Origin of the sequence: Oceanobacillus arenosus (genome assembly GCF_003369575.1) — a bacterium.
GTDB classification, from domain to species: Bacteria; Bacillota; Bacilli; order Bacillales; family Amphibacillaceae; genus Oceanobacillus; species Oceanobacillus arenosus.
In genome coordinates this window covers 34,884-47,195 of record NZ_PIOC01000016.1, presented here as the reverse complement: position 1 = coordinate 47,195, position 12,312 = coordinate 34,884, and the positions used below count along the sequence as shown (strand labels likewise).

At 38.6% G+C, this 12,312-nt stretch carries 12 protein-coding genes and 1 riboswitch; of the genes, 1 reads left to right on the top strand and 11 read right to left on the bottom strand.

The window, feature by feature from the left end; all coding sequences use genetic code 11:
* Window positions 1–230 precede the first annotated feature (230 nt).
* The 11 genes from CWR48_RS10230 to CWR48_RS10180 all read right to left on the bottom strand — a co-directional run bounded on the left by CWR48_RS10230 (window position 231) and on the right by CWR48_RS10180 (window position 11,117).
* Window positions 231–500, bottom strand: coding sequence for a YuzK family famiily protein (locus CWR48_RS10230; protein WP_115773145.1), 270 nt, complete (start codon window positions 498–500; stop codon window positions 231–233).
* A 97-nt stretch (window positions 501–597) separates the two neighbouring features.
* Window positions 598–1,446, bottom strand: a complete 849-nt coding sequence (locus tag CWR48_RS10225; protein WP_115773144.1) for a MetQ/NlpA family ABC transporter substrate-binding protein — start codon at window positions 1,444–1,446, stop codon at window positions 598–600.
* 68 nt (window positions 1,447–1,514) lie between these two features.
* The gene (locus tag CWR48_RS10220; protein WP_115773143.1) at window positions 1,515–2,183 is read right to left on the bottom strand and encodes a methionine ABC transporter permease; all 669 of its coding nucleotides are present in this window, start codon (window positions 2,181–2,183) and stop codon (window positions 1,515–1,517) included.
* Entirely contained in the window at window positions 2,173–3,204 is a 1,032-nt protein-coding gene (locus tag CWR48_RS10215) for a methionine ABC transporter ATP-binding protein (RefSeq protein ID WP_115773142.1), read from the bottom strand. The genes CWR48_RS10220 and CWR48_RS10215 overlap by 11 nt, the downstream gene beginning before the upstream one ends.
* Before the next feature lie 194 nt (window positions 3,205–3,398).
* Window positions 3,399–3,509: riboswitch (SAM riboswitch) on the bottom strand.
* 86 nt (window positions 3,510–3,595) lie between these two features.
* Window positions 3,596–3,919 carry a thioredoxin family protein gene (locus tag CWR48_RS10210; RefSeq protein ID WP_342772448.1) on the bottom strand — a complete coding sequence of 108 codons (324 nt, stop codon included), beginning with the start codon at window positions 3,917–3,919 and terminating at the stop codon, window positions 3,596–3,598.
* A 9-nt stretch (window positions 3,920–3,928) separates the two neighbouring features.
* Complete coding sequence (locus CWR48_RS10205) at window positions 3,929–4,294, bottom strand: toprim domain-containing protein (protein ID WP_211316732.1); 366 nt, start codon at window positions 4,292–4,294, stop codon at window positions 3,929–3,931.
* Window positions 4,295–4,404: 110 nt separating this feature from the next.
* A complete protein-coding gene (gene gcvH / locus CWR48_RS10200; RefSeq protein ID WP_115773140.1) occupies window positions 4,405–4,788 on the bottom strand; it encodes a glycine cleavage system protein GcvH in 384 nt (127 codons plus the stop codon).
* A 96-nt stretch (window positions 4,789–4,884) separates the two neighbouring features.
* Entirely contained in the window at window positions 4,885–5,241 is a 357-nt protein-coding gene (locus CWR48_RS10195) for an arsenate reductase family protein (RefSeq protein WP_115773139.1), read from the bottom strand.
* 484 nt (window positions 5,242–5,725) lie between these two features.
* On the bottom strand, window positions 5,726–7,510 hold the full coding sequence (locus CWR48_RS10190; RefSeq protein WP_115773138.1) for an acyl-CoA dehydrogenase family protein: 1,785 nt from the start codon (window positions 7,508–7,510) through the stop codon (window positions 5,726–5,728).
* 24 nt (window positions 7,511–7,534) lie between these two features.
* On the bottom strand, window positions 7,535–8,710 hold the full coding sequence (locus CWR48_RS10185; RefSeq protein WP_115773137.1) for an acetyl-CoA C-acetyltransferase: 1,176 nt from the start codon (window positions 8,708–8,710) through the stop codon (window positions 7,535–7,537).
* Between the two features lie 19 nt (window positions 8,711–8,729).
* Window positions 8,730–11,117: a 3-hydroxyacyl-CoA dehydrogenase/enoyl-CoA hydratase family protein gene (locus CWR48_RS10180; RefSeq protein WP_115773136.1), complete on the bottom strand. Its 2,388-nt coding sequence runs from the start codon at window positions 11,115–11,117 to the stop codon at window positions 8,730–8,732.
* Between the two features lie 200 nt (window positions 11,118–11,317).
* Here CWR48_RS10180 and CWR48_RS10175 point away from each other — a divergent pair, with 200 nt between their 5' ends.
* Window positions 11,318–12,253, top strand: coding sequence for a metal ABC transporter solute-binding protein, Zn/Mn family (locus CWR48_RS10175; protein ID WP_115773135.1), 936 nt, complete (start codon window positions 11,318–11,320; stop codon window positions 12,251–12,253).
* Window positions 12,254–12,312 lie beyond the last annotated feature (59 nt).

The following is a 12,312-nucleotide window of genomic DNA, read 5'->3' as shown; positions in this document are numbered from 1 at the left end:
CACTTAAAGGCAGATATGGAGCGTTTAATCGATAATCATTAGAGGCTAATTGATAACAGAAACATGAATTCTCTCTTCGTAAGGATACCATATACTCCCCTTCAATTCAAAAATGCTGATGCCCTTTTCTTTGAGAGCATCAGCATTTCTTTTTTACTATCTAGGAAACTATAAAATTTGAAAGCAGTGGACAACTTAATTACTGAGAATAGCTACGTCCAGCTCCATGTTTACATGTGGATGTTACTATTTACTTGGGCGGCTAAAACTTTGCATTCATGATGGTCCTTCTCCCGTCTTTCTTCAACCATAAGACGATTGTCTAAATTCCGTTCATACTCAGCATAACTCATATGATGCGTTTGATGCATTGCCTTTTCCATTTCTGATGTGTACCTCAGACCATTAATAGTGAACCATCCTCTCGATTTGACTACATCTAAAATGGTAACATAAAGATGTTCCTCGAGACAAAATCGATTTAAGCCGATGTAGTACAATGTCGTTTACTCTCATCAAGTATGACCGACACTTTAAGGGTCTATCGTTCATTTCCTGCTATTTTCTAATGAATACTCTCGAATCCACAATCAACGCTTATTTCGTACCGCCTACTGGAACGATTGCACCATTATATTTTTCTAGTATAAAATTAGCAATCTCTTCAGACTGAAGAACATCAACAAGCTTCTTCAATGATTCTTCATCTTTATCCTCAGAACGAACGGCAATAACATTAACATAGTCCGATTCTTCTCCTTCAATAAAGAGTGCATCGTCAATTGGATTTAAATCAGCACCAATTGCATAGTTTGTGTTAATTACGACAAGTGCATCTGCTTCATTATGGTATAACTCTGGTAAAATTTCAGGTGCATAGTCTGGTGAAAACACTAAGTTTTTGGGATTATCCACAATGCTATCGATCGTAATTTCTTCCGCATTTTCATCTAATGTAATTAAACCTTCTGCTTCAAATAATTTTAAAATACGTTCATGGTCTGCTACAGAATTACTTAAGATAACTTCAGCGCTATCCGGAATATCATCTACACTTTTAATGTTTTGAGAATATACACCCATTGGTTCAACATGAATTCCACCAATAGATTCAAGTTCATATCCTGTATTTCCAATTGTTTCTTCTAAAAACGGAAGATGTTGGAAATAGTTTGCATCCAAGTCACCATTTGCTAAGTCATCATTAGGCAACACATAATCTTCGTAGGGTACAATTTCAAGTGTAATCCCTTCTTCTTCAAGTAATGGGACTGCTTCCTCAAGAATTTCTGCATGTGGCGTACTTGATGCTCCTACTTTAAGCACAACATTTTCATCTTGGCCTTCCGTTGTTTTTGTTGAATCATTTTCTTTTGAATTACTTCCACCACAGGCTGCCAATACTAAAACAGCTAGAAGTGCGATTAAAGTTAAATACTTTTTCATTATTTAGTTCCCCTTTTCTAATTGAATGATATATTTATAAAGGATAATACATCCTAGATAACATGTTATTAACGTTTATCGATTCGTTTGGAAATCATATCTCCAATAAATTGGAAAATGAATACAATGATTACAATGATAATCGTACAAACTACTACAACGTCAAAGTCTCGACGCATAAAACCGTAATAATGGGCGCGATTTCCTAATCCCCCAGCACCTATGACACCAGCCATTGCTGTATAACCAATTAAGGCGATTGCAGTTACCGTAATACCCGATACTAGTGCAGGCATTGACTCTGGAAGCAACACCTTAAATATGATTGTTTTTGTTTTTGCGCCCATTGATTTAGCAGCTTCCACCACACCTTTGTCAACTTCAACTAATGCGATTTCCACTAAGCGTGCATAGAATGGTGCGGAGCCAATAATAAGTGCTGGTATTGCCGCATTTGGACCACGAACCGTTCCCATTAAAAAGCCTGTAAATGGGAATAGTAGTAAAATCAAAATAATAAATGGCACTGCACGGAATATGTTCACTACTGCCGATGTAATCTGATAAATGTATTTATTTTCCCAAATTCCATTCTTATTCGTTAAGTAAAGGAGCAATCCCAATAATATGCCAAAAATAATAACCCCAATTAATGAGAGTATCGTCATATACAGTGTTTCATAGGTTGCTTCAATCATATCCTCTGCTTTTACATTTGGAAATAAATCAGATAGCATTTTCAATAACCTCCAATTCAACTGAGGTTTCATTTACAATAAACTGACAAGCCTGCTCAATTACTTCTTTCTCACCATTCATTTGCACATATAGCGTACCAAATGCACCATGCTGTGTTTGCGTAATTTTCCCTTGTAATATATTGATATCAACGTTAAATTTACGTGAAACCTCACTTATTAATGCTTGATTTGTTGATTCGCCAATAAATTGCAGACGTAGTATTTTTCCAGTAGTCGAATTTGCGATTAACTGATTAATCATTTCGTTATCTTCGTCATTGCCCATTACTTGTTCCACAAATTTCTTCGTAACGGCTTGCTGCGGCTTTTGAAAGACATCGAGGACATCTCCTTGTTCCACAACCTTCCCATTTTCCATTACCGCTACACGATTGCAAATTTTGCGAATTACGTGCATTTCATGTGTAATTAGAATAATTGTCAATTTCATTTTTGCGTTAATATCCACCAATAATTCTAGGATGGAGTTGGTTGTTTCCGGATCGAGTGCCGATGTTGCTTCATCACAAAGCAATACTTTCGGTTTATTTGCTAGTGCACGAGCGATACCAACTCGCTGCTTCTGTCCTCCACTCAACTGGGATGGATATGCATTTTCTCTACCAGATAAGCCCACTAAGTCAATTAATTCCTGTACCCTTTTCTCTCGCTTATCCTTGGAAATACCCGCAATTTCTAATGGGAAAGCAATGTTCTCTTTTACCGTCCGTGACCAAAGCAAATTAAAATGCTGGAAGATCATCCCTATTTCTCTTCTCGCGAGTCGAAGCTCGTTTGATTTTAGCGAAGTAATTTCCTGTTTATCAATAAAAATCTTACCGCTTGAAGGCTCCTCCAAGCGATTGAGTAGTCGGACAAACGTACTCTTCCCTGCGCCACTATAACCAATAATGCCATATATTTCACCTTGATTGATCTTTAAGTTAAGATTGTCAACAGCCTTTAGCTGCTTATTGTCTTGTTTAAAAATTTTACTTAATCCTTCAATCGAAATCACTAAGATTCCTCCTCTTAATACATAACACATCTTAGAACTTACTATACCTTTAGAAAACTTGGTTGTCACCAAGCCTTTCGGTGACAGCCTTAGTTGCACTTATGTAGTAAGAAATATTTTATACTTTCTTAACTACCAAAAAACGCCCTTCTGATTGAGAACAGAAGGACGTTTAATATTAAAAGTCTCGTGTTCTCTCATCTGCCAAAGCAATGCTTTGCAGGAATTAGCACCTTTCAAACAGACCATGCTTGAAGGTTGCCGCGGTATCATGGGGCCAGTCCCTCCACCGCTCAAGATAAGAGCTATCAACATATTCGATTAGTTAGTATAATGAAATTATATTAGCATGATAGTTACATTATGTCAATTGCAGGCAATATGAACTCATCTATGTTACTTTAAATAATTCGGGCTTATATTCTAACAATAATGAATAAATATTGGCAATGGATTGGAATGCATAAACCTTTTCTTTTATTTCATTTCCCTCTTTAATTAACAGACAAGGTACACTCTCAATTTTGAGCTCCTGCATAAATTCTGGATGTAAGGATGCATTCATTTCATAAAATATATCTTGTTTATGGATGGACTCAATTTTCTCAAGCATGCTTCTTGCAACACTACAAGTACCACAAAATGGCGTATAAATATATAATAAATAGTTTTCCTGTACTAATTGTTTAGTCGTTACTTCTTGCAACCTAACCACCTTAACTTCTTATAAATTCGGCATCAAAAATACCGGATGTACCTGAAAATTCTTGCTTAATAATGCGGATGCAAGAATATGCACGGGGGTTGTAGCAACCTCACGATATTCACTACTCACATAAATATGATCCGCATGTGGTAATTCTCGGGCAAGCTGCTTTCTTAGCTTCAACCCTGATTTATCTTCATCAACTAGAATAAATACTTCTTTCTCATCTAAGCAATACGTATCTAATAGCTCTTCAAAACGCCCAATACCCAATGTACCGTTTGTACAGACAATTGTAACATTGTCATTAATCACTTTCTCAACCTTTCGTTTATCGGTTAATCCTTCGACAATGATTATTTTATCTGACCCCATTGTTATCATCGCACAGCACTCCCCATATAAGTAAGCAAGCTAGACGCTTCGTTGATTTAGTATATGATAGAAAGAAAGCTAACTATACACTATTTTCAAATGTCAGTTAGCCTTTTATTTTAGTCCTGTTCTATGAAAGCCTTATATTGTTCAGCCGTTAATAATTCATCAAGCTCGGATTCATCAGATAGCTCAAGTACTACCATCCATGCTTTTTCATATGGAGATTCATTCACATATTCCGGATTATCATCTAAATCTTCGTTTGTTTCCACAACTTTCCCACCAACTGGAGCATATAATTCAGATACAGTCTTTACTGATTCCACACTACCGAATGGCTCGTCACTAGAAACCTCATCATCGACTTCTGGTAATTCAACAAACACAATATCCCCTAACTCATCTTGTGCAAATTCAGTAATACCAATGCGAACATTGTTTCCCTCTTTTTTCACCCATTCATGTTCTTTTGAATATAATAAATCCTCTGGTAAATTCATCCTAATCCCTCCGTTAGTTCATTCTAATTAACTATACAATGTTACATCATATATTTCTAGCCCTTGTAGAAATTTTCTCATTTCGTTATTTTAGTTTTAGTCCCAGGCTTCTTCATACGCTTCTACCTTGAAACCAACGGTAACCTTTTCACCATCCGTAACAATTGGTCGCTTGATTAGCATGCCATCAGATGCTAAGTATGCTGCCATTTCTTCGATCGTTGCATCCTTAATTTTGTCTTTCATATTCATTTCCCTATACTTTATCCCACTAGTATTGAAAAATTTCTTAGCAGGTAATCCACTATTTTCAATGAGCTCGAGAATCGTTTCTTTCGCTGGCGTCTCCTCAACAATATGTATTGCTGTATAGTCAATATTATGTTCATCAAACCATTTTTTAGCCTGCTTACATGTTCCACATTGAGGCAACCAATAAAATGTTAAAGCCATATTATTACCACCTATCTAGAATAAAATTACTCTCATTATAGCATAAGAGGTGCCTGTCACTTCCCGGGTTTTGTAATAAAATGTCGAATCCTAGAACTGCCACATGCTATTCATTCCACTTATTACATTTCGAGTTAACTTCTAATTGTGAAATACTAACTTTAAGAACAAAAGCTTAAAGCTAGTTTAGCAACGTACGGACTGCGCCCCACAGGACGTGGGGTGGTTCGACGTTGCCACACGAAGTGGCGAACTTAGTCGAACTTCTCCTTGCCTTTTGAGATAAAGGAAACTCTTTGGGAGCGTAAGCGGTTGACTTAGATTACGGAGGTGAGGGAAGTCTCGCTACAGCTTTAGCGCTGGAGCTGGACGTGGCTATTCTCAGTAATTAAGTTATCCACAGCACCCAATTTTATAGTTTCCTATGCTATTTAAAAATCCCCCTACTAAAAAGTAAGGGGCATCCTATTAACTAATCTCCACTTTACAACACATACTTCTCCTCAGCGATGATTTTCGCTGCAATCTCTCGTTTCTTCGCGACAATATTTATTGGCGTATGTCTTGTTAATTTCCTTAACGTCGACAGTAGCATCCGAAGTGTGTCCCCTTCTTCAATCGCAATCAAGGTTTCTTTCGCATCTGCTTCCATCCGATTAAATGCTTCTTGAACATATACTTCAGTATAAAGGATTTTTTGATTATTTTTTTCTTCGCCTGTCTTATTGATCGCTTTCTCTGTCCTTAGTATTGCCGACTCGATATTATAAACTTCAGAGACCATATCAGCGATATTAACTAACACCTCTTGTTCCTTCTCAATTTTTTGCATATATTTCTGTGCTGCGAGTCCTGCTGCAAAAAGCACGAGCTTCTTCGCATTTCTTAACAGGTATTTCTCCTGCTCCAATGTTCCATTCCCAACTTCTTCCGGCATCCTCATGATTAATTCTTCCTGCAATGCCTGGGCCTTTTGCAGTAATGGGAGTTCACCCTTCATCGCCTTCTTCAAAATTGTCCCTGGCACGAGTAAGCGATTGATCTCATTTGTTCCTTCAAAAATACGATTAATCCTTGAATCACGATAGATTCTTTCCACTTCATACTCTTGGATGAATCCATTCCCACCATGTATTTGTACGGCTTCATCGACCGTATAGTCAAGCATTTCCGTTGCCATATATTTATTCATCGAGCATTCGATTTGATACTCAGCAATCGCTGCTGCCACTTCTCTGCCATCCCTTAACTGCTCAGCCGTCAGCACACCCAGCCGCTGCTCCATTAGGCCAACGGTACGATATGCGGCACTTTCATTGGCGTATATCCTTACTGCCATTGTCGCCAGCTTCTCTTGGATTAATGAAAAACTAGAAATCGCCATTCCAAATTGCTTCCGCCCATTTGCGTATTTTACTGCTAATTCTAATGCTCGTTTTGCTCCACCAACTGCACCAATCCCCAGTTTATAACGACCAACATTTAGAATGTTAAATGCAATAATATGCCCGCGTCCTTTTTCACCAAGGAGGTTTTCGATAGGTATTTCTGCGTCATCTAAAATTAATGTACGTGTCGAGGAGCTTTTAATTCCCATCTTCTTCTCTTCTGGACCGGTAGATACACCTGGATAATCACGTTCGACAATAAAGGTTGAGAAATGCTTGCCATCAATTTTGCCATAAACAATAAAAACATCTGCAAATGCCGAGTTCGTAATGAATTGTTTTTCGCCATTCAAAATGTAATGGGTTCCCGCTTCATTTAATACCGCTGTCGTTTTGGCACCTAATGCATCAGACCCCGAACTGGATTCCGTTAAGGCATAGGCTGCAATTAGTTCACCTTTCGCGAGCTTTGGTAGATACTTTTCCTTCTGCACCTCTGTTCCGAAGAATACGATTGGCAAGGAACCAATCCCAACATGTGCCCCATGTGTAATCGAAAATCCACCAGCACGGGAAAACTTCTCTGTAATCAAAGCAGAGCTTATTTTGTCTAAACCGAGTCCACCATATTCTTCAGGAACGTCTGCGCCTAATAACCCAAGTTCTCCAGCTTTTTTCAATAATGCTACCGAATGCTCGAATTCCTGCTTTTCTAGGTTTTCTACTTTCGGTAAAACTTCACGGACAACAAAATCCTCCGTCGTTTTTGCAATCAATTTCTGTTCTTCCGTAAAATCCTCTGGCGTAATAATATCATCAGCAGTCAAATCTTCTATTAAAAACACTGCCCCTTTAAAAAGCTTTTCCCTCGTTTCACTCATATCCATCTTCCCCTTTTCGATTTCTTATAGTAATTCAAATACTCCTGCAGCACCCATTCCTCCGCCAATGCACATTGTGACAACACCGAATTGGACATTTCTTCGTTTCATTTCATGGATTAATGTTAAGGTTAGCTTCGTTCCAGTACATCCCAGCGGGTGTCCAAGTGCAATTGCACCGCCATTTACGTTAACGATGGTCGGATCTAAATCAAGTGCTTGAATAACCCTCACTGCCTGCGATGCAAATGCTTCATTTAATTCAAATAGTCCGATGTCATCAAGCTGAAGGCTTGCAAGCTTCAATGCTTTCGGAATTGCCGCAACAGGTCCAACTCCCATAATTTCTGGTTCCACGCCAGCAACTGCAAAAGATCTAAATTTAACCATTGGTGTAAGCCCCTCAGCCTCCGCTTTTTCTTTTTCCATCACTAGGACAGAGGCTGCACCATCACTCATTTGCGAAGCATTTCCCGCAGTAACCGTTCCATTTACCGCAAATGCAGGGCGAAGATTTGCAAGTATCTCCACTGTTGTACCTTCCCTTACCCCTTCATCCATTTTGAAAATAGTCGCTGTTTCCTCGATTCGATTGTTTTTCCCAATCACTCTTTCCGTAACCTCAATCGGTACAATTTCATCCATGAATTTACCTTCTTTTATCGCCTTTGCTGCCCGCTCATGGCTTTGTACCGCAAATGTATCTTGTTCTGCACGTGAAATATTAAAACGCTTCGCAACTTCTTCTGCTGTATGCCCCATTCCCATATAATAGCCAGGTGCTTCCTGAACGAGCTTAGGATTCGGTTTAATTACATGGCCACCCATTGGAATCATACTCATCGACTCTGCCCCACCTGCAATAATCGCGTCACCTGCACCAATCATAATCCGCTCCGCTGCGAAGGCGATCGACTGTAAACCAGACGAGCAATAGCGATTAATCGTAATTCCAGGAACATCTACCGCTAAACCTGCAAGTCCGGCAATATTCCTCGCCATATTCATCCCTTGCTCTGCTTCTGGATTCGCACAGCCGATAATAACGTCATCAATATTGCCTGCATAGTCGCCAGCACGTTTTAATGTTTCTTTAATCGTTAATGCGGCCAAGTCATCTGGGCGATAATTCGCTAATGATCCTTTATGTGCTTTCCCTACTGGGGTCCTCGCACCTGCTACAATCACTGCTTCCTTCAATAATCTCTCCCCCTTGTTATTAATTTCTTAATGCCTTCCCTTTTACCAACATATGTTGCATCCTTGCCTGTGTAAGCGGTTCACCAATAAGACTTAAAAATGCTTCACGCTCGAGATCCAGCATTACTTGTTCATCGATTTGCGTTCCTTCCCTCAATCGTCCACCAGATAGGACGTAGGCAAGTTTTTCTGCAATTTTCACATCATGTTCTGATGCATACCCACCATATTGTAACGTCTTCGCCCCCATGACCATTGCCGCATATCCTGCATTGCCGACAATCGGAATCTTCTCTGGTTGTGGTGCTCGATAACCCGTTTTCGCAAGTCCTAATACTTTTTCTTTTGCATCATGTAATAAATGATCAGGGTTTACGCTAATACCATCACCCGCATCTAAATACCCGTTTTCAAAAGCTTCAGCAGCAGAGGTTGAAACCTTCGCCATAGCAATTTTTTCGAATACATTATTTGCAATTTTTGTTAAGTCAAAAGGAACACCTTGTGGTAGATTACGCAGCTCTTTTAAGTAGAGCTCCTTCGCCCCTCCCCCACCCGGAATGAGGCCAACCCCGAATTCAACAAGCCCAATATACGTTTCCGATGAGGCTTGAATTGCTGCAGCAGGTAAAGAAACCTCAGCACCTCCGCCAAGGGTCATATTAAATGGTGCGGTGACTACCGGCTTTTCTGAATACTTGATTCTCATCGCCATGTTTTGGAATCCGCGAATAACCATATCTAATTCGTCAAAGTTATCATCCTGTGCCTCCATTAACATTAATGCCAGATTCGCACCAACACAGAAATTCTTACCTTGATTACCAATGACAAGCCCTTCATAATTTTTTGCAACTTCATCTATCGCATAATTCACCATTTGAATAATATCAACGCCAATTGCATTGCTCTTTGAATGAAACTCTAATAATGCGACACCACCGCCCAAATCAACTAAACTAGCGCTATTATTTTGTTTGATAACAGGATTTCCTTCTTTAAGACGTCTTAAATTGATTTCTTTCTTATTCAATACTTTCTTTTTGAATTCACCATGGTCATAAAAGCTGACTTCTCCGTTCTCTTTTCTATAAAAAGATTCATTACCATCTTCAAGAAAATTCAAGATCCATTTCGGTACGGTCAGTCCCTCTGCCTGCATTCTTGCAACTGTTTTCCGAACCCCAATCATATCCCATATTTCAAAAGGGCCAGCCTCCCAGCCGAATCCCCATTTCATCGCTCGATCAATTGCTGGGATGTCATCTGCAATTTCGCCAAGTAATTCAGCAGAATAGATTAACACAGGGTGAATGACAGACCATATCAAATCACCTGCTCGGTCTCCCTCTGACATTATAAGCGCTTTCAATTTACGGTTTGATCCTTTCTCCTGTATTGCCATCTCAGTCGCAGCTGTTGATAATTTTGTCCGTTCCACATATTCAAAGGTTTCCGGGTTTAATTCATAAATGATGCCAGCTTTTTTCTTATAAAATCCTTGGCCAGTTTTAGAACCATGCAAGCCCATTTCATTCATCTTCTTCATAAATTGCGGAACCTCAAATACTTTCCGTTCTTCGCCTTCGACATGGTCATAAACATTCTTTGCAACATGTATGAAGGTATCTAACCCAACTACATCCAGTGTTCGGAAGGTTGCACTTTTCGGGCGGCCAATCAATAGTCCAGTTATAGAATCGATTTCACCGATACTGTATCCTCCTTTTAACATTTCCCTTACTGTTACAAGTAAGCCATACGTACCAATTCGATTCGCAATAAAATTAGGAGTATCCTTGGCGATGACCACACCTTTTCCTAAAACATTCTCACCAAATGCTTTCATAAATGCAAGTACCTCTGGACTCGTATGTTTCGTTGGAATGACTTCTAATAATTTTAAATAACGTGGTGGATTAAAAAAGTGTGTGCCAAGAAAATGCTTCCTAAAGTCTGTTGATCTATCCTCAATCATTTCCTCTACCGATATCCCAGAAGTGTTCGAGCTTATAATTGTTCCTTCTTGGCGATGTTTTTCTACCATTTCTAATACTTGCTGTTTAATTTCTAATTTCTCTGTAACGACCTCTAAAATCCAATCAACTTCTGCTATTTTCCCGATATCATCCTCGAAATTGCCAATTGTAATTAAATCTAAACTTTTCTTCGATGTTATTGGTGAAGGCTTTCGTTTTAGTAGTTCTTGTTTATTCTTTGCTGCTATTCTGTTCCGTACGCTCTGATGTTCTAATGTCAGTCCTTTTTGTTTTTCATTTTCTGTCAATGCTCTGGGTACAATATCAAGCATCAAAACTGGTATTCCTACATTTGCTAAATGTGCAGCAATTCCCGAGCCCATCACACCCGATCCTAGAACCGCTGCACGCTTGATTGATTGCTTCATTATTACAATCCCCCAATCTAATATTGAATGAATACTCATTCATTATCCATCTGCTTTCTACTATAAAGGAATATCAGACATTTCGCAATAAATTTAATTGAATTTGAATTATAAACGTAATCATTCCTATTTACATATCGTAATGATTACGATATGATACTATTTATAAATATATATTTTAGATAGAACGGAGATTATTAATGAAATCTTTATATAAAATGATGACATTACTATTTATCGGCTTGATTGCCACTGGCTGTACAGCAGCAAATGATACGACATCATCTGATACAGATAAATTAATGGTATACACAACCATCTACCCAATCCAATATGCTGTTGAACAAATTGGTGGGGACACGATTACCACAGAAACTGTTTATCCCCCAGGTGTAGATGCACATACGTATGAGCCTACTTCGAAAGATATGACGAAGATTGCTAAAAGTGATGCCTTTATCTATTTAGGTGCTGGCATGGAAAGTTTTGCTGAGACAACAGCAAAGGCACTTGCAAAACAAGATGTAACATTAGTTGAAATTGGTGAACATGAAGCGCTTTTTAACTCACCAGATACTACAGAGCATCTGCATGACGATGCCCACAATCACGGCGATCATGACCCACATATATGGCTTGATCCATTACGGATGATTGACATTGCTTCGATTATTAAAGATGAATTAATTACATTAAATCCAGATGAAGAAGCAACATATACTGCAAATTTTGCAACATTAAAAAAAAGCTTACTACAATTAGATCAACAGTTCGTCGATACACTGGCAACGAAAGAAAATAAGTCAATATTAGTCTCACATGCTGCTTTTGGTTACTGGGAAGAACGTTATGGCATTAAACAAATCTCCATTAACGGAATATCCTCTAGTAGCGAGCCATCGCAAAAGGAATTAACAGAAATCATTGATCAAGCGAAGGAATATGAACTTGATTATATTATTTTCGAACAAAACAGCTCCAATCGTGTGTCGGAAGTCATTCAAAATGAGATTGGCGCCGAAGCACTTACCATTCATAATTTATCTGTATTAACCGATGAAGATATTACGAATGATGAAGACTATCTTTCTTTAATGACATATAATTTAGGAATACTAGATAAAGCTACTAAATAATGAACAAACTTCGTGCCTGCTTCACAACAATTAACTATAGGTACCTATTTAAAGAGGTG